This window comes from Streptomyces sp. NPDC044002 (assembly GCF_056434525.1).
Genome location: NZ_JBWKEZ010000004.1, coordinates 246,209 through 270,275 on the forward strand (window position 1 = coordinate 246,209; position 24,067 = coordinate 270,275).

The 24,067-nt window shown below is 69.1% G+C and carries 23 protein-coding genes, 1 tRNA gene and 1 pseudogene; 15 read left to right on the forward strand and 10 right to left on the reverse strand.

The window, feature by feature from the left end:
- Nucleotides 1-59: 59 nt before the first annotated feature.
- Nucleotides 60-1,541, reverse strand: coding sequence for a CHAP domain-containing protein (locus tag AC07A6_RS04895; protein WP_478776091.1), 1,482 nt, complete (start codon nucleotides 1,539-1,541; stop codon nucleotides 60-62).
- A gap of 192 nt (nucleotides 1,542-1,733) precedes the next feature.
- Nucleotides 1,734-2,732 (reverse strand): LuxR C-terminal-related transcriptional regulator, encoded by a 999-nt coding sequence (locus AC07A6_RS04900; RefSeq protein ID WP_478776092.1) that lies wholly within the window; start codon nucleotides 2,730-2,732, stop codon nucleotides 1,734-1,736.
- Nucleotides 2,733-3,008: 276 nt separating this feature from the next.
- Between AC07A6_RS04900 and AC07A6_RS04905 the strand changes: the two genes are divergently transcribed.
- On the forward strand, nucleotides 3,009-3,314 hold the full coding sequence (locus tag AC07A6_RS04905; protein WP_362472794.1) for a hypothetical protein: 306 nt from the start codon (nucleotides 3,009-3,011) through the stop codon (nucleotides 3,312-3,314).
- 352 nt (nucleotides 3,315-3,666) lie between these two features.
- On the forward strand, nucleotides 3,667-4,932 hold the full coding sequence (locus AC07A6_RS04910; RefSeq protein WP_478776093.1) for a transglycosylase family protein: 1,266 nt from the start codon (nucleotides 3,667-3,669) through the stop codon (nucleotides 4,930-4,932).
- A gap of 1 nt (nucleotide 4,933) precedes the next feature.
- On the opposite strand, the gene AC07A6_RS04915 is transcribed toward AC07A6_RS04910, so the two are convergent.
- Nucleotides 4,934-5,374, reverse strand: coding sequence for an SDR family NAD(P)-dependent oxidoreductase (locus AC07A6_RS04915; protein ID WP_478776094.1), 441 nt, complete (start codon nucleotides 5,372-5,374; stop codon nucleotides 4,934-4,936).
- Between the two features lies 1 nt (nucleotide 5,375).
- Here AC07A6_RS04915 and AC07A6_RS04920 point away from each other — a divergent pair, with 1 nt between their 5' ends.
- Together AC07A6_RS04920 and AC07A6_RS04925 are read left to right on the forward strand one after the other, a co-directional pair.
- Nucleotides 5,376-5,732, forward strand: a complete 357-nt coding sequence (locus AC07A6_RS04920; RefSeq protein ID WP_478776095.1) for a DIP1984 family protein — start codon at nucleotides 5,376-5,378, stop codon at nucleotides 5,730-5,732.
- A gap of 560 nt (nucleotides 5,733-6,292) precedes the next feature.
- A complete protein-coding gene (locus AC07A6_RS04925) occupies nucleotides 6,293-7,168 on the forward strand; it encodes a hypothetical protein (protein ID WP_478776096.1) in 876 nt (291 codons plus the stop codon).
- A 466-nt stretch (nucleotides 7,169-7,634) separates the two neighbouring features.
- Here AC07A6_RS04925 and AC07A6_RS04930 read toward each other — a convergent pair.
- Nucleotides 7,635-7,708: transfer RNA gene (locus AC07A6_RS04930), tRNA-Asp, on the reverse strand.
- A gap of 246 nt (nucleotides 7,709-7,954) precedes the next feature.
- Here AC07A6_RS04930 and AC07A6_RS04935 point away from each other — a divergent pair.
- Both AC07A6_RS04935 and AC07A6_RS04940 read left to right on the forward strand, forming a co-directional pair.
- Complete coding sequence (locus tag AC07A6_RS04935; protein WP_478776117.1) at nucleotides 7,955-8,467, forward strand: transposase; 513 nt, start codon at nucleotides 7,955-7,957, stop codon at nucleotides 8,465-8,467.
- A 283-nt stretch (nucleotides 8,468-8,750) separates the two neighbouring features.
- Nucleotides 8,751-9,683 carry a lysostaphin resistance A-like protein gene (locus AC07A6_RS04940; protein ID WP_478776097.1) on the forward strand — a complete coding sequence of 311 codons (933 nt, stop codon included), beginning with the start codon at nucleotides 8,751-8,753 and terminating at the stop codon, nucleotides 9,681-9,683.
- Between the two features lie 323 nt (nucleotides 9,684-10,006).
- On the opposite strand, the gene AC07A6_RS04945 is transcribed toward AC07A6_RS04940, so the two are convergent.
- The gene (locus AC07A6_RS04945) at nucleotides 10,007-10,438 is read right to left on the reverse strand and encodes a DUF5958 family protein (protein WP_478776098.1); all 432 of its coding nucleotides are present in this window, start codon (nucleotides 10,436-10,438) and stop codon (nucleotides 10,007-10,009) included.
- Between the two features lie 190 nt (nucleotides 10,439-10,628).
- Between AC07A6_RS04945 and AC07A6_RS04950 the strand changes: the two genes are divergently transcribed.
- Complete coding sequence (locus AC07A6_RS04950) at nucleotides 10,629-11,162, forward strand: hypothetical protein (RefSeq protein WP_478776099.1); 534 nt, start codon at nucleotides 10,629-10,631, stop codon at nucleotides 11,160-11,162.
- Between the two features lie 184 nt (nucleotides 11,163-11,346).
- On the opposite strand, the gene AC07A6_RS04955 is transcribed toward AC07A6_RS04950, so the two are convergent.
- Entirely contained in the window at nucleotides 11,347-11,631 is a 285-nt protein-coding gene (locus AC07A6_RS04955) for a DUF3027 domain-containing protein (RefSeq protein WP_478776100.1), read from the reverse strand.
- Nucleotides 11,632-11,807: 176 nt separating this feature from the next.
- On the opposite strand from AC07A6_RS04955, the gene AC07A6_RS04960 reads away from it, so the two are divergent.
- Entirely contained in the window at nucleotides 11,808-12,191 is a 384-nt protein-coding gene (locus AC07A6_RS04960) for a hypothetical protein (RefSeq protein ID WP_478776101.1), read from the forward strand.
- A gap of 43 nt (nucleotides 12,192-12,234) precedes the next feature.
- Here AC07A6_RS04960 and AC07A6_RS04965 read toward each other — a convergent pair whose 3' ends face one another.
- Nucleotides 12,235-12,669, reverse strand: a complete 435-nt coding sequence (locus tag AC07A6_RS04965) for a hypothetical protein (protein ID WP_478776102.1) — start codon at nucleotides 12,667-12,669, stop codon at nucleotides 12,235-12,237.
- On the reverse strand, nucleotides 12,666-13,262 hold the full coding sequence (locus AC07A6_RS04970) for a transposase (protein WP_478776103.1): 597 nt from the start codon (nucleotides 13,260-13,262) through the stop codon (nucleotides 12,666-12,668). Before AC07A6_RS04970 ends, AC07A6_RS04965 begins: the two co-directional genes overlap by 4 nt.
- Nucleotides 13,263-13,474: 212 nt before the next feature.
- On the opposite strand from AC07A6_RS04970, the gene AC07A6_RS04975 reads away from it, so the two are divergent.
- Complete coding sequence (locus AC07A6_RS04975) at nucleotides 13,475-14,767, forward strand: IS256 family transposase (RefSeq protein ID WP_478776104.1); 1,293 nt, start codon at nucleotides 13,475-13,477, stop codon at nucleotides 14,765-14,767.
- Between the two features lie 383 nt (nucleotides 14,768-15,150).
- Here the strand turns inward: AC07A6_RS04975 and AC07A6_RS04980 are convergent, their stop codons facing one another.
- Nucleotides 15,151-16,164: a GntR family transcriptional regulator gene (locus tag AC07A6_RS04980; protein ID WP_478776105.1), complete on the reverse strand. Its 1,014-nt coding sequence runs from the start codon at nucleotides 16,162-16,164 to the stop codon at nucleotides 15,151-15,153.
- Nucleotides 16,165-16,289: 125 nt separating this feature from the next.
- On the opposite strand from AC07A6_RS04980, the gene AC07A6_RS04985 reads away from it, so the two are divergent.
- The 4 genes and pseudogenes from AC07A6_RS04985 to AC07A6_RS05000 all read left to right on the forward strand — a co-directional run bounded on the left by AC07A6_RS04985 (nucleotide 16,290) and on the right by AC07A6_RS05000 (nucleotide 21,722).
- The gene (locus AC07A6_RS04985) at nucleotides 16,290-17,456 is read left to right on the forward strand and encodes an FAD-dependent monooxygenase (RefSeq protein WP_478776106.1); all 1,167 of its coding nucleotides are present in this window, start codon (nucleotides 16,290-16,292) and stop codon (nucleotides 17,454-17,456) included.
- A gap of 865 nt (nucleotides 17,457-18,321) precedes the next feature.
- Nucleotides 18,322-19,918 (forward strand): annotated as a pseudogene (locus AC07A6_RS04990) (Mu transposase C-terminal domain-containing protein).
- Nucleotides 19,915-20,664, forward strand: coding sequence for an ATP-binding protein (locus AC07A6_RS04995; protein ID WP_362474683.1), 750 nt, complete (start codon nucleotides 19,915-19,917; stop codon nucleotides 20,662-20,664). The pseudogene AC07A6_RS04990 and the gene AC07A6_RS04995 overlap by 4 nt, the downstream one beginning before the upstream one ends.
- Nucleotides 20,661-21,722, forward strand: coding sequence for a hypothetical protein (locus AC07A6_RS05000; RefSeq protein WP_478776107.1), 1,062 nt, complete (start codon nucleotides 20,661-20,663; stop codon nucleotides 21,720-21,722). The genes AC07A6_RS04995 and AC07A6_RS05000 overlap by 4 nt, the downstream gene beginning before the upstream one ends.
- A 46-nt stretch (nucleotides 21,723-21,768) precedes the next feature.
- Here the strand turns inward: AC07A6_RS05000 and tpg are convergent, their stop codons facing one another.
- Nucleotides 21,769-22,320, reverse strand: coding sequence for a telomere-protecting terminal protein Tpg (gene tpg, locus AC07A6_RS05005; RefSeq protein ID WP_478776108.1), 552 nt, complete (start codon nucleotides 22,318-22,320; stop codon nucleotides 21,769-21,771).
- A 357-nt stretch (nucleotides 22,321-22,677) separates the two neighbouring features.
- Here tpg and AC07A6_RS05010 point away from each other — a divergent pair, with 357 nt between their 5' ends.
- Together AC07A6_RS05010 and AC07A6_RS05015 are read left to right on the forward strand one after the other, a co-directional pair.
- The gene (locus tag AC07A6_RS05010; protein ID WP_478776109.1) at nucleotides 22,678-23,202 is read left to right on the forward strand and encodes a GNAT family N-acetyltransferase; all 525 of its coding nucleotides are present in this window, start codon (nucleotides 22,678-22,680) and stop codon (nucleotides 23,200-23,202) included.
- Between the two features lie 300 nt (nucleotides 23,203-23,502).
- A complete protein-coding gene (locus tag AC07A6_RS05015; protein WP_362474694.1) occupies nucleotides 23,503-23,739 on the forward strand; it encodes a hypothetical protein in 237 nt (78 codons plus the stop codon).
- Nucleotides 23,740-24,067 lie beyond the last annotated feature (328 nt).

Genomic DNA, 24,067 nt, shown 5'->3' on the forward strand with positions numbered 1-24,067 from the left:
CCGTCCTGCCCGGCACGGAGTCGTGCCGGGCAGGACGCGACGGGACACGGGAGCGGTGGTCAGGCGCCGGGGGTGGCGCTGATGTGCTTGAAGCCGGCGGCGTTGCCGACGAGGGCGAAGGGGCTCCAGGACCCGGCCGCGTAGTCACCGTTCGCGTTGTAGACCCGGTCGTCGGAGCCGATCGCGTACAGGTGCACGGTCTTGCCCGCCGGGGTGACCGCGAGCTGCTTGAACCCGGCCGTGCCGCTGATCACGTTGTAGCCGCTCCACGAGCCGGCCGAGTAGTCGCCGTTGTTGTTGTAGATCCGGTCGTCCGAACCGATCGCGTACAGCCGGACCGTGTTCCCCTCCGGTGCCGCGGCGATCTGCTTGAAGCCGGCGGTGTCGCCGACGAGGCTGTAGCCGCTCCACGAGCCGGTGGAGTAGTTGCCGTTGTTGTTGTAGATCCGGTCGTCGGAGCCGATCGCGTACAGCCGGACGGTGTTGCCGGTCGCGGCGGCGGTGATCTTCTTGAACCCCGCGGTGCCGTCCACCAGCTGGAAGCCGCTCCAGTCGCTCTGCCCGTAGTCCCCGTCGTTGCTGTACACGCGGCCGTCGGCGCCGAGGGCGAAGAGGCGGACCGTGTTCCCGGTCGCCACGACCGAGATCTGCTGGAAGCCCTGCGTGTCGTCGACGAGCTGGAAGCCGGTCCAGGTACCGGTCTTGTAGTTGCCGCGGTCCTCGTAGATGCGGTCGTCCGCACCGATCGCGTACACGTGGACCTCGTCGCCCACCTGGATCGAGGTGGTCTGCTTGAAGCCCTGCGTCCCGTCGACGGTCCGGTACCCGTCCCACGTACCCGCCGAGTAGTTCGCGTTGTTGCCGTACACCCGGTCGTCCGAACCGATCCCGTACAGGTGCACCGTCGGGGAGACCGCGGGAGTGGCCGGGGTCTGCGGGGTGCCTTCCTCGCCGCTGCCCAGCGGGGAGATGTAGGCGGTGATGACCTGGCCGAACGGGGACTGGCCCACGCGCCAGTTGGTGGTCGTGTTCGTGCGGACCGAGTTGCGCTCGTTGCCGCCCGTGATGGTGACGCTGTCGCCGGAAACGGCGGTCACGATGGCGACGTGGTCGTTGACGTAGGTGCCGTCGTTCATGTTGTAGACGACCGCGTCGCCGACGTGCGGCGTGCTCGACTTGGTGCCGTACTTGTTCCCGTAGTCGAGGAAGCTGTTGGCCATGTCGGTCAGCGTGCCCCGGCCGGCCACCCCGGCCTGGGCCCACGCCCAGCCGGCGAAGTCCGCGCACCAGGCGTGGGTGCGCTGGCCGTTGCTGCAGCTGCTGTTCTGGTTCGGGCCGCCGACGTATCCACCGCGCCCACAGGGTCCGTTCCCGGTCTCGCCCCTGGCCGCGGAGGCGATGGTCTCGCCGATCGTGGCGGCGCTGGCCGGGGCCGCTCCGAGTACGCCCAGCGCGGCGACCGAGATCGCGGAGGTGACCGCGAAGGAGACGGAGCGGCGCAGCGCAGAGGAAGAGGCAGAGACACGGACGGACTTGGACATGACGGTTCCCCCACAGAATCGATCGGCGGCGCTCGAACATCCGTCCGGCGCTTCGGGATCAACTCTGTCCCGGGTCCCTGACCTGCGGAAGTGCAATCCACTGGACGTAAACGGCCTTGGCCCAAAGGGGCCCGGGCGGCCTGCCGGGACCTCCCGAAAACACGATTACGGGAAGTCCCGGGTGGACCGCTGTCAGCCGAGGTCCGAGGGCAGCCAGCCCTGCTGGACCGCCCGGACACCCGCCTCGAAGCGGCTGCGCGCATTGAGCCGGCCCATCAGGTCCGTCGCGATCCGCCGTGCCGTGCGCTGGGAGATGCCGAGCCGTTTGGCGATCGCCTCGTCCGTGTGTCCCTGGGCGAGGAGGCCGACGGTGGCCGCCTCCTGCGGGCTCAGGTCATACCCGTCCCGCACCACTGCCTCACCCAGGTCCTGCGCCCCCGACCAGACCGTCTCGAAGAGCGCGCACAGCGCGGTGAGGGTGCCATGACCGGTCAGGACGACCGCAGCGGCCCCCGAATCCTCGCTGTTGACCGGGATGACGGCGGTCGCACGGTCGGTGATGATCATCCGGGTGGGCAGGGACGCAACCGTCCGTACCCGGCCGCCGAGCCGGGTGAGCCAGTTCGCGTAGTCGACCGTGTACTGGTCATTGCGGACGCTGCTCAGAAAGACACTGCGCATCCGCACCCCCCGGCCCAGCAGCTCCTCGTCCAGCGGACGCGACGCGTCGAGCTGTGCTGGCGACTGCGCGCCGCCCGGAAGGAACGCCATGACGTCACCGGTGACATCACGCGTCAGGCGGGCGAGCGTGTCGCGGATCGCATCTACACCGATGAGTTGTTCGATCCCGGGGCTGGCGGCCGCGGGCCGGAGGTCGGCGTACTCGGCGATCAGCTGAGCGGCCGCACTCCGCGACGAATCCAGACGCAGCTGCTGCTCCGCCAGCTCGGCCTGCTGGCGGGCCATCAGGGCCTCCATCCCGACGTCCGGGGAAACGGCCCGCAGGCCCCCCTCCCGTTCCGCCGACGGCCGCACGAGGGCAAGTTCGCTCAAGGTGCCGAGCGCGTCCCGCACCTCTTCCTCGCTCCTGCCCACCCGCGCGACGAGCTCGGCGACGCCGCCCGCCGGATCGGCCGGCATCGCGCGGTAGACCGCCTCCGCCACCGTGTCGAGTCCCAATGCGGTCAGCATCCTGATCCCCCCTGAAAGCTGATGATCCCCACCCCTGATGCCGGTTCAGGCGGCCAGGCCCACGCCCACGGCCCCGTTACGGAGTCGGATGGCGCCACGCGCCGTGCAGCACCCGCTGTTCACGACCGCTTGATTGAACCCCACCCAGCCGCAGGACCGGTGTGCAAGGAGTGCCGAAGTCCTCGACGCTCCGTGCGTGGACGCAAGAGGCCAGGGCCCGAACGGGCCACATCGCAAGGCCTGACAAGGGAGTCGACCGTTGGAAGGGTTGATTCCATGTATCTCGTCCACGCCGGCCTGCGCGCACCGCGCGATGCCTCCGATGCCGTAGACCTGCGCTCACTGATCCGTTCCCGCCTCGGCCCGGACGACGGGGCCGAGCACGTCAGTGTCCATCCGGACGCCCAGCCGGATCCCGTGATCGGCATGTACCTGCGCGCGGGCAGTCTCGTGGAGGCGGAGGAACATGCGGCCGTCCTGCTGCGCCTGCTGCTCTCGCGCTGCCCCGAGCTCGCCGACTGGACGCCCCTGAGGGCGGAAGTGCCGCTCATCGCCGCCGCGTTCGAGCCTTCGCTGGACTGATTGGTCCAATGCCGCTTCGGGCCACCCGGAACCCCTTCCACCCCATCTGACCAGCGACGAAAGTAGTTCTCGCCGGCAGGGAGCAGCTCCCGCCGGGCCAGGACCGGACAGCGCCACCGCGGGACGCAGGCCGGTTGAGGACACGAATCCGTCGCTCGAACCGTCAGAAGAGGACACCTCCATGCTCCGCACCCGTATCGCCCAGGCCGCCGCGGTCACCGCCTCCTCCGCCCTCACCGTCCTCGGTGTCAACGCCGCAGCCTCCACGGACTCCATGGGCTGGTCGTAGGACCGCAGCTCCCGCCTGCCGGCCCTCCGCACCCACACCGAACCAACGAACCGAGGTATCCCCATGTCTGCAACCGCCCGCCCCCGCACGAAGCTCGCCGCACTGGCCGGGCTGACCCTCGCCGGCCTCGCCCTCTCCCTGGTTCCCGCCGGTACTGCGAGCGCCGCCTCCGTCGCCACCTGGGACAAGGTCGCCCACTGCGAGAGCACCGACAACTGGAGCATCAACACGGGCAACGGCTACTACGGCGGCCTGCAGATACTGAAGAGCACCTGGGACGCGTACGGCGGCACCCAGTACGCGGCCTACCCGCACCAGGCCACCAAGCAGCAGCAGATCCTCACCGCCGAGAAGATACTCGCCGGCCAGGGCGCCGGAGCCTGGGGCAGCTGCGGAGCGGCCGCGGGCCTCGCCGCGGACCACGCCGACCCCTACCCGGGCACCGATCCCGAGACCCCGGCCACTCCCGCGGTCTCCCCGACGGTGCACCTGTACGGGATCGGTTCGGACAGCCGGGTGTACGGCAACAACGCGAACTACTCGGCGGGTACGTGGGACGGGTACCAGACCGTCGACGGCACGCAGGGCTTCAAGCAGACCACCTCGATCCAGGTGGGCGACGAGGTCCACGTGTACGCGATCGGTGCGGACGACCGCATCTACGAGGACCGCGGCAACTACAAGACCGGTACCTGGACCGGCTTCCAGCTCGTCGACAACACGCAGGGCTTCCAGCAGATCTCGGTCGTGGCGACCGGGAACACGGTCCGCCTCTTCGCCCTCGGCGCCGACGGCCGCGTATACGGGAAGAGCGCCGACTACGCCCAGGGCAGCTGGACCACCCTGCAGCTGGTGGACGGCACCGCGGGGTTCAAGAAGATCACCGCCGCCGCGACCGGCAACACCGTCCGGCTGTACGCGATCGGCTCCGACGACCGGATCTACAACAACAACGGCAACTACTCCACCGGCTCGTGGAGCGGCTACAGCCTCGTCGGCGACACCCCCGGCTTCAAGCAGGTCGCTGCCACGACGACGAGCGAGGGCACGGTCCGCCTGTACGCGATCGGCTCCGACGACCGGATCTACAACAACAACGGCGACTACTCCGCCGGTACGTGGAGCGGCTACAACGTGATCAGCGGCACGGCCGGGTTCAAGCAGCTCGCGGTCACCCCCGCGGGCACCACCGTCCACCTGTACGCGATCGGCTCCGACGACCGGGTCTACAACGCGAACGGCAACTACTCCACCGGCTCGTGGAGCCCCTTCGCCCTCGTCGGCGACACCGCCGGCTTCAAGCACATCAGCGCCACCCCCGGCGCCTGAGTCAGGCCGCAGGGGTGCTGCTCTGCGCCTCGACGGCGAGGTCCTGCCAGTCGGCCCAGGTCTTGAGGCGCTCGGCGTAGACCTGCGGGAGCATGTCGTTGCCCTGGGCGCCGAAGAAGACGCGCAGCGGGGGGTTGTCGGAGTCGACGACCTTGAGCAGCGCGGCGCCCGCGGCGGCGGGGCTGCCGAAGCCGAGGGTCTGCATGAACGCGCCGAGTGCTTCGCGCACTCCGTCGTAGACCGGGATCGGGTCGGCCGAGACGGCGGAGGAACCGCCCCAGTCGGTGGCGTAAGCGCCGGGCTCGACCAGGGTGACCGTGATCCCGAGGCCGGACACCTCCTGGGCCAGCGACTCGCTCAGGCCCTCCAACGCCCACTTCGAGGCGTGGTAGCCGCCCACCAGCGGCCAGGAGGCGACACCGCCGGTGGAGGAGATCTGCACGATGTGGTCGCAGGTACCGCAGGGCGGCCTGGGTCACCCACAGGGCACCGAACAGGTTGGTCTCCAGCTGGTCGCGCAGAGCCTGTTCGGTCAGTTCCCCGACGGCACCGAACAGGCCGTAGCCGGCGTTGCGGGCGGTCGCGGCCACCTTGTCTCCGCGGGACAGGGCGGCTTCGACGAACTGACGGCCGAATCCGCGGGAGGAACCGGTGACGAACCAGACCTTGCTCAGCTGATGGTGCTCCCCGCGCTGCCCGTCGCGGAGCTGCGCGCCCGCCCCGACGACGCCGCCCGCGAGATCCACGAGATCGACGTACGCATCCAGCGCACCAACTGGGAGGCCGACCTCCTGGACTGAGACCCGCGATGTGGAGCAGGTAGTCGCTCCGGAGGCGTGCACAACCGAGGGCCGGCGGTTACCGGCCCGGCTGGCGCGCGGAGAGCAGCGCATCGGGTTCGACTCCCGAGACGACGGTGCAGCTCAGCAGCGTGACGAGTCACAGCGCATCGCGCACATTTCATCACCACGTGCAGATCCGGTCGTGACGAGGGCGGGCTCGGGGCATCCGCATCGCAGGACGGCGCCTGGTCCGGGAGCCCATACTCCCGGACCAGGCGCCGTGTCGTGTCGTGCCGGGTGTGGCTGAATTACCCGACCGGAAGCACCCGCCGCCGGGCCACGACTGCACTCCCCGAGCCCTGAACCGCACACACTCCTGCGCCGGTTTGGCACGGGTCTGTCGAGCGGAGCAGGGCACCAGCGCGCCGGCCGGCCGGGTTCGGGGGCGGACCAGTAAAACTGAGTAGTCGTCATGCTTTTGACCCGGGGTTGTGCAGGTTGGCTGCGGTTCCCGTCCTCGAGAAGGCACGGCTCGCTGTGGCCTTACGAACTCCTCTGCAAGGTCCTACCTTTGAGACATGGCGACTCAGCAGCCCGGCCCGCTGGCGGGAGTTGTGACACCCGTGACAACGGGATGGCGGCTGCTGTTCGTGCCCAGCCGGGCCCGCGAGCTGGCTGCCGGGCTCGGCGCGAGCGTCATGGTCCCGCCGGTGATCGCAGCCCCACTTCTGCTGCCCGCTCTGGCGGTCGCCGCGATCACGGGGAGCTCACTCGTCTGGGGCGGTTTCTGGATCCTACTGGCGCTCACGGCCGTCGCAGTGATCGTGCTCACCGTGGCCGGGATGTACCTCACGGCCACCATGACGGTGCGGTGGGTCGAGCTCCGCCCCCTGGGATCTCCGGCCCAGGTCGTGATCGCCCACTTTCTGCGTTCATCGACCATGGCGATGGCCGATCTGCAGCGAGTCGTCGTCATCGAGCGACTCAGCCTGGGGCAGCGACAGTCGATCAAGGTGGTGCTGCATACCCGCAGCCAGACGGTGGAGTGCGAACCGGCGACGTCCGCACCACTCTCTCAGGTCGACGCACAGGCGCTGACCAGCTGGTTGACCGAGCAACTCGGCCCGTTCCAGGTGGCGGTGGAGCACCAGAGGGAAATCAAGCGCGACTTCCTGCGTCCGGACGAGTGGTGGACCCCGTCCCACACCGCCGAGCTGTGGGGGGTATCCGTCGGCGAGGTCGACGGCATAGCCGCCCGGCGCGGCGTAAAAACCTACGGGTACACGCCCCGGGCCGCCGCGATGTACAGCCCTGGCACTTCGGTCACCGTCTACGACCCGGGCCGGGCCTACGAGGTCGCCGAAGAACTCCGCGCGGAACGAGCCGCCGCCCAGGCCGCTGACAGCACGGCAGCCCCCAGCCCGTCCAAGGACGAAGCAACGGATTCCCGCTGACTCGCTCGGGCCGGTCCTGGCCTGGCCCGGAGACTGCACTCCATGAGCGGGCGGATGGCCTCGCCTGCGTGGTGACGAAACCCGTCGGAGCCAACCCGAAATCCCCTCCGTGAGGCCGCACCGGCTCGGCGACGGGGACCTGGGCAATCGCTGCCTGGTCTGCTGCCCCATGTGCCGTCTGGTGGTCCGCCGCTTGCGCCGAGGACCCAGAAGCCGATGACCGCGACAATCGCGGGGGCAACAGCGAGGGCTTTAAGCCATTTACCGAAGGCTTCCTGAACGTCCTGCGCAGCTGGTACCAGCGCGATTACCGCGACGAATATCCAGGCGGCCAGGCACAGCATCCCGCTTATGAACGTCCATCGTTTGACCCGACTCACGGTGCCCCCCTCGCGTCTGTCGCGGTTACTGGCGGCTGTGTGCAGCCCCTACTCAGGAGCCTGACACTCTGGAATACGCACGGCGGAGGAACAGACCGGATTCGAACCGGCGTCATCCCCTCCTGACAAGAGGGCGCGTCTACCTCTGCGCTACAGTCCCCCCGCCGCGGTGCGCACACCCTATGCGCCATGGCCAGTGCCCGCACAGTGGGTTCCGGTCTTGGAAGCGGCGCCGGAAAGCCCTGTGTGGGGGAGTAGAGCGGACACCGCAACGGGCCGTAGGCCCGGACCCCGTGATACGGGCTCATCCAGGCTACTTATCTCGGATTATCGGATCGTTGGTTGATGTGCGTAGTTGACTGACGTGCAGTGGTCGTGGATTGAGCCGTTGTAGCCGGACCGGACACTGCGGCGGGGTGGGCGGTGGCGGGATCACCGGCAGGTGATCGACGCGATCGCGTTCAGGTACCGCACCGGAACGCCGTGGATGGACTTGCCCGAACACTTCGGCTCGTGGACGGGCGCCTGCAGCAGGCTGCGATTCTGGGCGATCGACGGCACGTGGGAACGCGTCTTCGCCGGCCTGCTCGCCGAGGCCGACACCGAGGGCCACCTCGACCGTGTCGTCGCGGTCGACTCCACGATCGTCCGTGCCCACCAGCACGCCGCCGGGGCCCGTCAAAACGGCGACCGCTACCGGGCGGCCTTCCACCTCGTGGCTATCCACATATGGGAGCGAGGAGAGCAAGTTCCCGGGCCACCTCAGCGCCACCATCCCCGCTCTGGTGACGTCGAGGTCGGCAGTCCCGGCCGTGGTAACTCCACGGCGGTCACGGCAGTCAGCTGCACGGAGTCGTCGTCGGGGGGCGAGCACACCGTGACGTTCCTTGAGACCCCGTCGGCCGGCGGGGCGCATTGAGGTCGACTGGAGGGTGTCCCGCCGATGTCCGCCCGGTGGACCATACTCTGGTCAACGAAGGTCGACTCAGTGGACAGACCATCCCGTGATTCCGGCCGACTTGAGAAAGCAGCAGATGATGTACGACCCGATACCGGGCCATCCCCGGCAGCAGGCACACGTTCGAGGGGAGCCTGAGCCCCAGGAGTCGGGGCACGATCTCGATCCGAGGCCCGGCCGGTACGACGTCCCCCACCATGGCGCGTACGGTGGCGCCCGGCACGGGTGGCGGCCGGAGGCGCCGGTGCCCGCGCCCGGGCCGGTGCCCGCGCCGCCAGGGGCCGCGTACCACGAGCAGGGGCGCAACGGGCGGCAGCGCGGTGGGGCGCGGGTGGGGGAGTTCTTCCTCGCGCTCGCGCTGGTGGTCGTCGGGCTGCTCCTCGTGTTCGCCGGGTGCGCCGTCGTGGGTGCCGCGTTCGGGCTGGAGTCCGCGGCGGAGGGGAGCGCAGGGGTCTTCGCTGACCCGCTGCTCGACAATGCCGTCATGCTCGGGGCCATCGCGCTGTGGACGCCGGCCGTGCTGATCGCCGTTCGTGCGTGTGGCGGACGGCCCGCCGGGACCCTGGCATCCGTCACCGGCCGGCTGAGGTGGGGGTGGCTGGGGCGGTGCTTCGTCCTGGCCGGGGCCGTACTGGTCCTCCAGAACCTCGTGCTGTTCGTGTGGAGTCTGTGGCAGGAGGGGTCCGCAGCGGTGGCCGGCGAGTTCCCCGGCTGGTCCTCGCTCGGGTTGAGCCTGGTCGTCCTGTGGGTTCTGGTGCCCTTCCAGGCGGGGGCCGAGGAGTTCGTTTTCCGCGGCTGGCTGACCCAGTTCTTCGGCGGGTTCGCACGGTCGCCCTGGCCCGGCGTCGTGGTGGCCTCGCTCCTGTTCTCCCTCGCGCACGGCTACGGACAACTCTCCGGGTTCCTGCTGCTGTGCTACTCGGCGATCTGGTGGGGCTGGCTCACCATCCGGACGGGCGGTCTGGAGGCCGTCATCGCCGGGCACACGGTCAACAACCTGATCGCCTTCTCCTTGGCGGCCGTGTTCGGGGACCTCTCCGAACAGAGCACGGCCGCCGACGCCCCGTGGGAGGCCCTCGTGGTCGAGCTGGTCTTCACACCCGTGTTCTGCCTGCTGACCGCCCGGCTCGCCGACCGCCACGCGATCGCCGTCCGCACACCACAGCCCACGCTCTGATCACCGCCGACCCCCTTTCCTTAGGGGGGCAGCCCCGCCCTACCGCTGTCGGTCCACGCCAGTTCTTCGGAAGCCGGTCCAGCAGGACATCCCACATCATCGCCGCTGTGCCCTGACGACTTCCGGGACCGTCCGCAGGTCGAGGTTCTCCAACTGCTCGTCGGCGTTGACGTTCAGCAATCAGCGGCCGTGTTGCCCGCAGACCCGCTCCCAGCGTTCGGCGTAGCGCACCGCGCGAACCGGCTGCCCGGTGCGTCGTATGAATGGGCAGTGTGGTGGCAACGGTTGGTTGTCAGCGGGTGACCGCGCTCGCGTACAGCGGATTACGGCTGCTGGGCTCCCGCTGGGGTTGTGGGCAGGTTGTGCCATGGGTGTCCGCAGGTGCCCTTGCAGTACGTCTGTCGGCGGCGGGTGTCGGCGACGGCGAACACGGAGACGAGGACTCGGAACGCTTTCACGTGTTCGTCGGCGGGGAGACCGTAGAACCCGTAGCGGGGTGGGTCCATGCAGATCATGACTGAGGGGTTGGCGGTGGGTTTCACCCCGGACCGTGCCACGCCCGCGCGGCCGTCCGCGGCTGTGATGTGCGCCTGCATCGCGTAGCCGCCGACTTGCTGCAGTACCTCCCGCCGGCTCTCCAGAGGGAGACGAGAGAACCAGGCCACTCCGTCGTCCAGGGTTCGGCGCTCCTGGGCGATCTGGTTGACGACCAGCTCGGTTTGGGAGCGGACGTCCGCACGGCTCGTTGTGGTCATCTGGTGATCATTCCATGTTGTCGGTTCAGGACAAGGGCGGTCCCTGGTACACCGCGATGTCCTGATTCGCAGTGGCTGCCATGTGGTGACCAGGCTGCTGCCATGGGCTGCATCGCAGCTGGGTGGGTGGCTGTCATGGGGTTGCCCATTCCTGTGTTCGTGGCTTTGGTCGCCGGGTGTGCTGGTGGGTATGGGTGAGGAGTTGCGGCTGGCGCGGGGCGTGGTGGTGCGTTGGTTGTTGACGGTGGCTGAGGCGGCGGGGGTATCGCCGCGGACGGTGTGGAATGGGCTTGCCGCGGCGCGTGCGGGCCGGTTGGAGCGGGTGCCGAAGTCGTCGTTCTCGTTGCCGGATGTGTGGTGGACACGGCTGGCGGAAGAGGGCGGGAACGTCTCGGCGGTGTACTGGCGGATGACCGAGGGCGAGGAGAAGGCGGACTTTCCTGTGCCGTCGCTGGCGACGGTGCAGCGTGCGGTGAAGCGGGACGTGCAGGAGGGCCGGGTCTTGGAGGTCGCCTCGGTGGGGCGAGGCCGGGTCGAAGCCAGCCGCTATGACCGGGTGCTGGCCGAGCTGAAGCTGGAGCGGCCGGGTGAGGGCCTGCCGGTGGTGGACGCTGATCCGGGAGTCCCAGCTGATGCGCGATGTGTGAGTTGGAGTGGTTGGCGACATGCCTTTCAGGGTGGTTTTGCCTGGTGGGTGGGTTGTGGGGTGTCGTTTTTCTGCTGAAGGTTTGCTGTTGTGTGTGTGGGCTTGGGGGAGGGCCTGTCTTTGCTTGGCTTGCTGGGCCGTCACTGTCGTTTGAGGGCGGAGGTTGCGACGTGCACGTCCATAGTGCAGGGCTTGTGAGGTGCAGCGTTACCTTGCGACGGGTGGTCTCACGCGACCGGGACCATTGCCTCAGAAGCAGTGGTCAGCCGAACGTTCCGTCCTCGCGGGCGGTGAAGGACTTACAACCGTCGTGTTCGAAACGTAGCCGCCCGTCGAAGGCTGACCTGGCGTTGGTGCATGCGCCCCAGTCCTGACCGAGCTCTCCATTGAGCGCGATCCAGAAACGGCACCCACCGCATTGCTCCCAGTACCACTCGTCCCGATAGCCAGGCTCGCCAGTGGACCGGTTCAGCAGTCGCAGCCAGCGCCCGTGAACCACGTCGTTGTGGTCACGGTCGTCGCCCGTCCAAGGCGTGCCGCCCATCATCCAACCCCCAACGCTTTCCTCGGATTCGTGAGAGGGCGGTTCGTGAGCTGATGTCCATTGCCGAGGCTGGGAGGGGGCTGCTGTGACGTCGACCGGTAGTTGGCTGTTCCGATTCCGAGTCGGCGAGCGGGCAGACGCGTGATGGGGCGAGCGGAGGTCTCTGGCAGCATGGGCCTGTGACCATTGCGAACGACTCGGACGCCCCGCTCCAGCTGCTGATGGGCTTGGAGGTCAGCGCCGTGTCTTTCGTGCGCGACTACGTCGAGCTGCACTTCGATGGACCGATTCTGCGGGCCTTGAGCGACCCCTCGGGGGTGTACGGAGGCTGCGAATGGCGCTTTCCCGCACCAGGGTCGCTGGAGCTCATGCGCTGCTACATCGGCAATACCGTCGACGGCTATGAACTGGATCCGGATCGGATTCTCGCCCTGGACTTCGGAGAGCACCGCTTCGTCATCCCGCTGGACCCCGATTCAAGCGGTGGCCCCGAGGCGGCCCACATGGTCGGCGTCGACGAGAGCGGCCGGGCTTCTGTTCTCGGCGGGATGTGGATCTGGTAGCAAGGGCGGCGCCGATCCGGGGGTGGCCGGCTATCGGTCGTGGTCACAGCTGCTGGTCGTGGTGCTCGGCCGGCTGCTGCTTCCTGGTGAAGCTGCCGGTGTCGGCTTCGGTGAGGATGTCGCGCTTGACCAGGCGTTTCAGCTTGGCGCGGGTGCCCTCGATGTTCTTCGGCAGCAGTTCGTGGTCGAGGGCATGGCAGACCTCGCGGGCCCGCAGCGGGCCAGTGGCCTCGTTGAAGACGGCGAGGATGCGGGGGTAGTCCGGGTGCTCCGGCAGATCGGTCGAGTCGGCCTGGAGGGGGATCCGGTCGGCGAGGGAGGTGACGGTCTTGCGGGTGATGGCCAGGTGTTCGAGGTGGGTCTCGGCTTCCCGCAGCCGGGCCTGCAGTTCGGCGATCTGTGTGCGGAGGTCGTCGGCCAGGGCCTGGGCGGTGTCCTCCTGGATGCCGAGCGCGTCGAGCAGGGGCTGGATGTTCACGCACTCACCGTCTGCGGGTCGCGCCAGGTGGGAGTGTTCGCTCCGGTGAGCCGGCGGGCCATGACCTGGGTCATCGCCCAGTAGACGCGGGATGCGGAGGAGGCTGGGCGGTGCTCGTAGTCGCGGACCAGGCGCCGGTGCAGTATCAGGATCCCGAAGGTCTGCTCGACCCTCCACCGCTTCGGCTGCGGGATGAACCCCTTGTCCTGCGGGTTGCGTTCGACGGTCTCGACGGCGATGCCCAGGAGGGTGCCGTGGACGGCGACCTGGTTCTTGAAGCCCTGGTCGACCAGGGCCTTCTCGCGGACCTGGCAGCGCAGGAGTTCATGAATGACCTGGTCAGTCCCGTCGTCCCGCCAGGCAGCGAAGTAGTAGTACGTCGCGCTTTTGGGCGGCAGGTCGTGCGGGAGATAGGCCCACTGGCAGCCGGTCCGGCCCTGGTAGAGGATCGCGTTCACGATCTCCCGCATCGCATAGGCGCCCTGGTGGCCGCTGACCGAGCGGTGCCGGTCCTTCCACGCCGTGATCACCGGCTCGATCAACGACCACTGCCCATCCGATAAGTCGCTTGGGTACGGCTTCCGTTCATTCACCCTGCCACCCCAACAGACCACCGGCTGCGGACCAGCGGATTCCGCCCGCACCCACACCATCAGGCGACGACAGAAACACTCAAAGACTCACGAACCGCCCTCTGAGGTCAATCTGCACAGAACCGAGACTGGGCTGCCAGGCGATTTTTGCGAAGCCCGGCGCGGGGACTGTAAATCGTTCGGTGTAACTCCCGTTCAAGGAGGATGCACCGATGACCAGTGAGAACGTGACCGAGGCCGAGACCGTCGAGCCGTCTGAGCCGCAGCCGTCGAAGGCGGTGGACGACAGGCTGATCGACGAGCTGGTCTCCCGTGCTCAGGCCGAGGGGCTGCAGCTGACCGGCGAGGGCGGGCTGCTCCAGCAGCTGACGAAGCGGCTGCTGGAGTCCGCGCTCGAGGGCGAGATCACCGACCACCTCGGCTATGACAAGCACGATCCAGCCGGGAAGAACGGTGGCAACAGCCGCAACGGCACCCGCGCGAAGACCGTGCTCACGGACGTCGGCCCGGTGGAGATATCGGTGCCCCGTGACCGTGACGGATCCTTCGAGCCGAAGATCGTCAAGAAGCGGCAGAAGCGCCTGACCGGTGTCGACGAGATGGTCATCTCCCTGTCCGCGAAGGGCCTGACTACCGGCGAGGTTCAAGCCCACCTCGCGGAGGTCTATGGCGCCGAAGTCTCCCGCCAGACGATCTCCACGATCACTGACAAGGTCATGGATGGCATGGCCGAATGGCAGAACCGCCCCCTGGACCCTGTCTATCCGGTGGTGTTCATCGACGCGATCCACGTGAAGATCCGCGACGGAGCGGTCGCCAACCGGCCCATCTACGTGGCCCTGGCCGTCACCACTGAGGGCCGGCGCGACATTCTGGGGCTGTGGGCCGGCGACGGCGGCGAGGGTGCCAAGCACTGGATGCACATCCTCACCGAGATCAAGAACCGCGGCGTGGGCGACGTCCTCATGCTGGTCTGCGACGGACTCAAGGGCCTGCCCGACGCGGTCGAGGCCGTATGGCCCCGCACCACCGTCCAGACCTGTGTGGTCCACCTGCTGCGGAACTCCTTCCGCTATGCCGCCCGCCAGGACTGGGACAAAATCGCGAAGGTGCTCAAGCCCGTCTACACCTCGCCGACCGAGGACGCGGCCCTCGAGCGGTTCGCCGAGTTCGCCGACGCCTGGGGCAAGAAGTATCCGGCGATCGTCCGGCTCTGGGAGAACGCCTGGGAGGAGTTCACCCCGTTCGTCCGCTTCGACACCGAGATTCGCCGCATCATCTGCACCACCAACGCGATCGAGTCCCTGAACGCCCGCATCCGGCGGGCGGTCAAGGCACGCGGGCACTTCCCGAACGAGACCGCCGCCCTGAAGTGCGTCTACATGGCGATCATGTCACTCGACCCCACCGGCAAGGGCCAGGCCCGCTGGACCATGCGCTGGAAGACCGCCCTGAACGCCTTCGACATCACCTTCGACGGCCGACTCTCCGCAGCCCGCCAGTAACCCCAACCACGCTCGTTACACCGCTCGATTGACAGACCCTGTTGGGGGTCGGAGGTCATGTTGAGGAGGTCATGTGCCTTCCTCAGGGTGTCGGCGAGTGGCTGGGACTTGGCGTCCGTCAGGGCGGCCGCCCTGGCCAGTTCCTCGGCGCCGGCGAGGCGCCTGTTCTGTGGTTTCCGGTACCGGCCGCGTGTACAGCAGCCTTTCGAGCTCCGTCCCGATCACTGTGACCCTCCGTCCGCCGGGCAGCCGTCATGGCGGGTCTCTCATGTATCGAGGTGCCAGGTGGACGGAATGCCGGTCCTCCTGCCTCGTGGCGCCGAGATGCGGTAGAGGCTGGCCAGGTCGGTGTGTGCCCGTGACCGGGGCGGTGGGCCGTGCTGTTAACGGCGCCCTGTTGGGCGGGAGGGTGGGCTGTCGGGGCTGTCGGGGCTGTCGGGGCTGTCGGGGCTGTCGGGGTGGGTTGGTCGTGGTGGTCGGTTCGGGGGTGTGGTGATGCGGGTGGCGAGTCCGTCGAGGAGGGTGGTGAGGCCGTGGTGGAGGAGGGATTCGGGGGAGAGGGCGGAGCCCGCTCTGGCGGCGGCGAACGCGGGGAAGGCTCCGTTGTCCACGAGTGCCGCGAGCCGGCTCTCCTGGACGTGCATCCATTCCTGCCCCGTGATGCCGCTGGTGCGCGTCGCGTCGGTCTCGGGTTCGAGGTCGATGGCGTGGCCGCGGACGTACCCGAAGAGGGTGACGGCGGCATGCATTCGCGTATCCGCGTCCAGGCCGAGTCTGTCGAGGGCGGCGAGTGCCCAGTCGATGTGGCGGATGCCGTTGGGGATCAGCAGGGGCCGGTTGAGGTTCATGGCTTCGGCCAGCCAGGGGTGGGCCCGGTAGAGCCGCCATTGCAGGGCCGCCGAGAGTTCCAGCCGCTCCCGCCACCCTGCCGGCGGCCGCTCTGGCAGCACCTCCTCGCCGAAGGCGGCGTCGGCCATCAGCACCACCAGCTGTTCCTTGTTGCTGACGTGCCGGTACAGGGACATCGCCGAGACCCCGAGCTCGGCGCCGAGCCGGCGCATGGTCAGGGCCGCGAGCCCCTCGGAGTCCGCGAGGGCGACCGCCGCGCGGATGATGCGGGCGCGCTGCGCGGTGTCGTCCTCGGGGGCGGGGCGCCGGCCCGGTCCGCCGGCGCTGGGCCGGGCCGCGACCACGGTCCCGACCCCCGGCACCGCTCGCACCAGGCCTTCCTGTCCGAGCAGGGCCAAGACCTTGCTCGCGGTGGCCATGGCGACCCCCCACCGCTGGGTGATGGCCCTCGTGGAGGGCACCCGGTCTCCGGGCAGCAGTTCCCCGCGTTCGATCCGCCCGCGCAGCTCGGCCGCGATCCGCGCGTACGGCGCTTGCACCGCTGTCATCCCACCCTCCCAGTGCACTAGTACGGACGAACTCTAGTGCACTAGGTTGCATTCCTCAACTCACCTGTTCTACAGCACCTTTTCCGTCTGTACGTTGTACACATCACCCCGAGAGAGGACAGGAAATGAACAAGACCCAGAACCAGACCGTGCTGATCTCCGGTGCCAGCGTCGCGGGCCCTGCTCTGGCGTACTGGCTGCACCGCCACGGCTTCACCCCCACGATCGTCGAGCGGGCCCCCAGGCTGCGCGACGGCGGCTACGCGGTCGACTTCCGCGGCGAGGCCCTCAACGTCCTGGACCGCATGGGTCTCCTCCAGCAGATCGAGGCGCTGGACACGCAGATGGTCGACGCCGCCATGGTCGACGCCGACGGCCGCCAGTACGCCACCCTCCCCGCCGCGATATTCGCCGGGGACCTGGAGGTCCTCAAGGGAGACCTGACCCGCATGCTCTACGAGGCCACCCGCGAGAACACCGAGTACCTCTTCGGCGACTCCATCGCCGGCCTGCACCAGGACGAAAACGGCGTCCACGTCACCTTCGAACACGCCGCACCCCGCCGCTTCGACCTGGTCGTCGGAGCCGACGGCCTCCACTCCCGAACCCGCGCCCTGGCCTTCGGCCCCGAGGAGCAGTACGTCCGCCACCTCGGCATTTACACCGCGATCTTCAACCTGGACAACTACCTCGGCCTGAAGAACACCGGCCACCTCTACGCCGCCCCCGGCAAGGCCGCCAACATCTTCACGGCCCGCGACAACACCGAGGCCCGCGCGGCCTTCCACTTCGCCGCCGACCACCTGGAATACGACCACCGCGACCCCGCCGCGCACAAGCAGATCATCGCGGACCGCTTCGCCGGCGAGGGCTGGGAAGTGCCCCGCCTGCTGAAGAAGATGGACGCCACACAGGAGTTCTTCTTCGACTCCAACGCTCAGGTCGAGATGGATCGCTGGTCCGCCGGCCGTGTCGTCCTCCTCGGCGACGCGGGCTACTGCGCCGGCCCCACCTCCGGCCGCGGCACCTCGCAGGCACTGATCGGCGCCTACCTCCTCGCCGGGGAACTCGCCGCCCGCGACGGCGACCACACGGCCGCCTTCGCCGCATACGAGGAGCAGATGCGCCCGTACGTCGCCGAGCACCAGGCGCTGGGCCGCGAGGGCGCCGAACGGTTCTTCCTGCCGGCCCCGACCCAGGAGGTCCTCGACATGCTCGCCGCGAACGCCCCCGAGAACACCCGCACCAAGCCGGTCCGCCTCCCCGACTACACCCCTGCCCCCGCCGCCTGACAGGCGAAGGAGCATCCAGACCAGAACCCGACCGCCAGACCGTCGCTGCCGCCGATCGGCACGTGCTGACGCCGCAGCACAAAAGTCGGCAGCAGGTACCCCGCCTTCACCGAAACTGGGCCGGACGGCAGCCTGCAGTGCCCCCGCGCTTCGCCCGGCGCCCGTGCACAAGGTCAGCTCTGCGCACTGCCCCTGGGACACACATCTCGTTCCCACCCTTGCCCAAGCACCGAAAGGGCCCCCCATGACCAGCACCGCCCCCGTCGCCGACGCGCGCATTCTCGGCCTGCCCACTACGCCGCCCACGGCGTCCTGGAACACATCCTGGCTCGACACGGCCTCACCTTCACCCAGCAGATCGCCCTGCGCGCCGCTGTCACCGCCGACGCCCCGCTGAGATCGCATGACCTCCTCACCCAGATCCACGGCTCCCTCAAGGCCGATCCCGCCGACATCCACGCCACTATCGACGAGCTGCTGGCACGGCAACTGCTCGCCGCAGACAGCACGGGGCACCTTCACCCCACGGACGCCGGGCGCGAACTACTCGCCGCTGTCGGCTGCGATCTCTCGGGTTTGGGGCGGTGGGATGGCAGACAGTGGGCTGTGATGTGTTGGTGCTGGTCAGGGCTTGTTTCGAGATCGGGTGTCACTGTCTTTGATGTGAGAGATCGGTGGGGGATCGCTGTCTGGGGTCTTTATCGTTCCAGGGGTGACGCTGTCTCAGTTTTGTGAGTTCTGATCTATCGGCTGGCCTGGGGTCGGTTGTGTGGGGCGGGTGGACGAGGACGAGCTGCAGCCGGTCGTCGTGGGTTCGGGCGGGGTGTTGCCGACGGTGTCGGTGCGGGCGTTGCGGGGGCCGGCGGTGCGGCGGTTGTTGGCTTTGCGTCGGGAGGGGAGGCTGACCACGCAGTATGTGCGGATGGTGGGGGAGACGTTCGGGGTGCGGGAGCGGGCGGTGTGGCGGTGGCTGGCTGCTGCGGAGGAGGATGAGTCTGCGGTGCCGGGGGAGAGAGCCCGGTACTACGGGAGGTTCACGGTCACCCCAGACGTCCGGGCTCTGCTCGGCCTGTGGAAGGGGAATGTTGCGGCTGTCCATCGCGAGTTGACGGCTCGCGCGGCCCGGGGTGAGGGGGATCTGCCGCCGTCGGTTCAGACGTTGCATCGTGCGATCCGGCGGGATCTGAGTGCGGGGGAGCGGGCGGGGCTTGCTGGTGGTGAGCGTGGGGCCCGCAAGCATGATGTGTTCCTGGCCCGGCCGCGGGGCTGGCGGAATCGGGTGTGGGAGGCCGATCACGTCCAGGCGCCGGTTCTGGTCGAGGTCGAGGGCGTGGCCCGGCGGCCGTGGGTGACGTGGTTTGTGGACTGCGCGACGAACACGGTGATGGGGGTGGCGGTGACGCCCGGGTCTCCGTCGCGGGAGTCGGTGCTGGCCGCGCTGCGGTCGGCGGTGTTGCGCGAGGAGCCGTTCGGGCCGCAGGGCGGGCTTCCGGAGAAGGTGCGTGTGGATCGGGGCAAGGACTTCTTGTCGAGGACGGTCGCGGCTGCGTTCGGGGCGCTGGTGGTCGAGGTGGAGGACCTGCCCGCCTACACCCCACACCTGAAGGGCACGGTCGAGGGCCTGAACCGGGCGGTGGAGTCGATGTTCCTCGCCGCGCTGCCCGGCTATGTGCGTCAGCCGCGCCCGGGCCGGCGCCCTGGGCGGCCGAAGGACGAGGGCCTGCTCGACTTCGAGGACTTCACCGCCCGGCTGCTGGGCTGGGTGGAGTGGTGGAACACCGTCCATCAGCCGGGTCCGCTGGGCGGCAAGACACCGCTTCAGGCCTGGAAGGCGGATCCGACTCCGGTGCGGGAAGTCAGCCCGGAGGAGTTGTGGACGTTCACGTTGGAGGACGACGGCCGTGTGCGGGTGGTCTCCACCAGGGGTGTCCGGTTCCGCAGGCGGGATTATGTGGGGCCGTGGATGACGGGCCTGGCGGGTACGGGGGGTGCGGGTGCGGTTCATGCCGCACCACGATCACCGCATCGAGGTCTTCGACGCCGCGACCGGCCGCTACCTGGGACCTGCGACTGTCGCGGACGAGGCGAGCCCGGAGCAGATCACCGCGGTCCGCACCGCGCGGGCCGCGCGCAGTCGGCGTCTGCGCAAGGACCTCGCCGCAGCTCAGCGCGAGCGCTATGCCGCGGTGACGCGGCCGGGGAAGCCGGAGCGGCTGGACGCGGTGTCCGCGATGGAGGCTGCTGCCGAGCTGGCGGTGGCCGAACGGGCGGATCTGTCGAGGCTGGCGCTGCCGGACCTGATCCCGCCGGCCGCGCCTCCGTCTGACTGGCGCACCCCGGCCTCCCTGGCGGCCCGTACCCGGCCGCAGCCGTCACCCGCGCGAGATGACGACGAGTCCGGCGGCAGGCCGCAGGCCGGTGTCTGCGGTGACGGGGACGGCGCTGGCGGTGGTGTGCGGTGACCGCGCCCACGTACCAGTACGTCGACTTGCCCGACGCCTCCATCGTGACCACGAGGGCGCTGCTGACCGCGCGGGAGAACATCGCCGACACCGTCGCCGCGCGGGCGATGATGTGCATCCACGGCAACGCCGGGTTCGGGAAGACCCTGGCGGTCAACACCTGCCTGCACGAGCTGGAGGACTCCCGGGGCGAGGAGGTCTGCCGGGTCACGTTCCGGGCCCGTCCTACCGCCCGCGCGGTCCGTTACGAGTTGTTCGAGACGCTCCGCCTGCCCGGTGAGCCGCCCCGCCACCCCTCCGAGTTCGACCGCCTGCTGAAGACCGCCCTGGCCGAGCGGCCCCGCACCTTCCTCGTCGACGAGGCGCAGTGGCTCAACGGCGAGGCGTTCGAGTACTTCCGCTACCTGTGGGACGAGCCCGCCACCCAGATCGCGATTGTCTTCGTTGGCGGTGCCGGCGCTCACACGGTGCTGCGCCGTGAGCCGATGCTGTCCTCCCGGATTTTCATCTGGCAGCAGTTCATCCGCCTCACCCCCGGAGAGGTCCTCGACGTCGTCCCGCTCTTCCATCCCGTCTGGGAGGACGCCGATCCCGCGGACATCACCTTCGCCGACGAGCAGGCCGCCCACGGCAACTTCCGCGCCTGGGCCCAGCTCACCGCCCACATGCGCACCGCCCTGGAGCGCACCGGCCGCCCGCGCCCGGACCGCGACCTGCTGCGCTGGGCCTTCAGCCGCCTCGCATGACCACACCCGCCACGCCCCGCCTGGCCGTCGTCCTGGACTGCGGGGACGACGCCGCCTTCACCCACACAGCCTTGGCTGCCCATGCTCCGCAGGCCGGCCGAGTCACCCTGCACCCCACCCCGGGAACGACCAGCGAGACCGCACTGGCCGCGGACCTGCTCCTTGCGCTGGGCAAGGAGGCCCACATCCCGGGCCGCTTCCCGCACGGCAGGCCGCCGTTGTGGGAAGCGGCCGCGGCATGGGCGACGGCGCGGGCCGTCACCCGCCTGACCGTCCTGCGTGCGCACCTTCTCGACGACCGCCGCCTGCAGCGCCTCCTCGGCCTGTGGCGGCAGACCGGCATCCACCTCACCCTCGTCGTCCACCGGCCCCGCCTGACCACCGCTGCCGGCCGTACCCTCGCCGCTACCCACCACACGACCGTCGACGCGCTGGCCGAAGCCCGGGCCCTCTTCTACGGCAGCAACGCCCCGCCACCCGGCACACGGGCTTCCGCGGCGCCTGCGCCCTGGCGCTGGATCACCCTCGATGCCCTGGATCGTTTCGTCTCCTACGACAGTCCCCGGCCCTGTACGACCGCCTGCACTCCGCGGCCGATCGTCTACCAGCAGCGTCAGGCACCCATCCCCCCGACCCAGGCCCAGGCCGTCCAGCTCGCCGACCGCTTGTACACGGCGACGTCGCACCCAGCCCGGGCCGCCGCCCTCGCGGCAGCCGTTGCCGCCGGTGCTTCGTTCCAGCAGCTGGCTACCGCCCACCCGGACGGCTTCGACCCCGCCGCCGGCACCCTCACGCTGCACGATCAAGCCCGCTACACCGATGGCTGCGCGATCTACCCCGTGCCTGCCTGGGCCTGCGGCTTCCTCCACGCCGCCGCCCGGTTCGCCCATCTGACCGATGCGGCCTGCCTCCTGGCCGCTCCGGCCGACCGCCCTGCCCTGCTGCGCCTGGCCGAGAGCATCAAGATCCGTCCGCCCCAGCCCCCTCCTGCCTGGAGGAAAGAGCGACGGGGGCCGGTCGTCTGGGACTGGCGGGAGCAGCGCGAGGCACTGGGCTAGAAGCCTGTGCGCTCTCCTGCTTCGCCGCTCGCTGGCGGCACACCCACTACGCGAGTCCGAACTCGATGAAGTCGACCTCCCTGAGCTTCACCTGGAGGGCATCTGCTCGCCTGCCCGCTGCCCGGAAGTAGACGTGTCCCAGCGCCCGGCCCAGGATCATCAGGTACTGCCGGTCCGGGGCACCTGCCTCCCAGGCGGAGAACAGTTCCCGGGCTACCTCGCCGGGCACCAGCGCCGTCAGGAGCCGGTGCCGCGGGTCGTCCGAACCGCCGGCCCCTGCCGAGAACCCGAACCGCGCCCGGGTGTGCACCACCAGCCCCTGCCGCTCCGCGGCGGCCCTGCGCCGAGCACGCACCAGTGGCTGCCACCGAGCCCGTAGCCGTGTGTCGATCATTGCCGCGTGCCGGGCAGAGGGCTTGGCCCGTGCCGCGGCCCTGCGAGCGGTCCACCGCTGGATCGTCCGCAGGGACACGCCCAACTCCCGCGCCACCGCCTGCTTGGAGCCCTTCGCCCATCTGAGGAGAGCGGCCAGCTGCTGCTCCGTGGTCTCCGGTACCGGCCGCGTGTACAGCAGCCTTTCGAGCCCCGCCCCGATCACTATGACCCTCCACCCGCCGAGCAGTCGTCATGACGGGTCTCCCACGCATCGTGACGCGCGGCGGATGGAATACCGATCCTCCTGCCATGAGGTGCCCAGATGCGGTAGAGGCACGGGCCAGGTCAGCGCGCACCTGCGGCCAGGGCGGCGGCCCGTGGCTGCCTGTCTTGGCCTACCGCGTCATCAGAGCGACAACCAGGTGCCGGCACAAGCTGGCTGGCCATCAGACTCAGAAGCGATCCCACCGTAGCAGGGCACTGCTCAGCTTGACCGATAGGGGACAGCTGATCCAGGGTCATGAGCGGGCAGCACGCTGACCGTCGGTTGCTGGAGTGACGGATCCTCGGGGAGGGCGCCATGTGGGACATGAAGGTCACTGAGGGCGGTCCTGATGAGGTGGGGGACTTCGTGGCGATGCTCCACGACTACGATTCCTGGCTGGTTCCAGCCCGGTACCCCTACCTGTACGAGACGCTGGAGTGGGAGGAACCCCCGCGGGTAGTCAAGCAGGTCCTGCGCCACGCCCGGGCTGGGCAGACGCGAATCTGCTGGGATCTGCTGACCCGGATCACGGGTGGCTCTGTGCTGACCGGCGAGGCCCCGGAGTTCGCTCCGCCGGCCGAGGAGCCTGAGCTTTACCTGCATTTCCTGGTCACTAGGGTGAGGTTCCGGCAGCTCAGCATGGCGGCCTTGGTCACTGACGCCCGTGCCGAGGCCGCTCGGTGTGGCGCGAGGCTGCTCCGGACGCACTGCTGGACCGGCGAGGACGGCCGCTTTGTGCGGGAGTACGAGCAGTTGGGTTTCACTGCGACCCTGGAGTTCGAGGAGCTGCGGTCGGACGGGTCGTTCTGGCGGGGTCAGGTGCTGGAGATGCGGGTGTGAGCCCTCGGCTCTCCAGTTGTCGTCGGTCAGTGGCGGGGATGGTGCCGTAGTCCAGTTTCGATCCGGACTTTAGAATGAAGCACTCTGGAACAGGTGGGCTGGCATGATCGGGGCATGCCTATCGCTGTCGAGTTCTTCGTGGCCCCGGACGATGGGGCGGCTGCTCAGGTTGGTCCGCGGCAGCGCCGTCACGGGTTCCCTGCGTTCGGGTGCGCGGACTTCTTTCCCGACGATGCGGTGGGAGATTGAGAGGTCCTGCTGACGGGAGGTGTGTTCGCAGGCCCGAGTGATGTGGTGCCCATGAAGAATGACGGCTTCACGGTGTTCCGGCTTTCTCCGGAGCTGTGCGCCGCCCTGGTGCAGGCGAGTAGTGGTCGGCTTGTTGAGGTTGCGGGCGAATGGGCTGAGCGCGCCGCAGCGAAGGATGAGGGTGTTCCGGCAGACACGGCGGTCGGGATCCTGACAGAGGTAGCTGACTTGGCCCTGACCGCAGAAGGCCTTTCTCAGTCTCTGTACTGCTGGTACTTCGCACCCTGACCGGGGATACCGGCAAACCACCGCGGCCACCCGGCTCTGCTGCCAGCCCGGCCCGCGGAGCGGGCCTCGTTCTGGAGGCGGAGCCGGAAGGACCAGGGGTGGCAGCGGAGCGGACACCCCAACGGGCCGAAGGCCCGGACCCCGTGAAACGGGGTCACTCAGGCCTGCGAAGCAGGCCGTTCGGGTGGAGCGAAGCGGAACCCGAACCAGTCCGGAGCGAAGCGCAGGACCCCGGCCCGAAGGGCCGGCCCTGGGGGGGGGGAGACGAGGCCCCCCGAGCGGCAAGAGGGGGGTTGTGTGCCGCGCCGGGCACGTGTTGTGAGCCCCC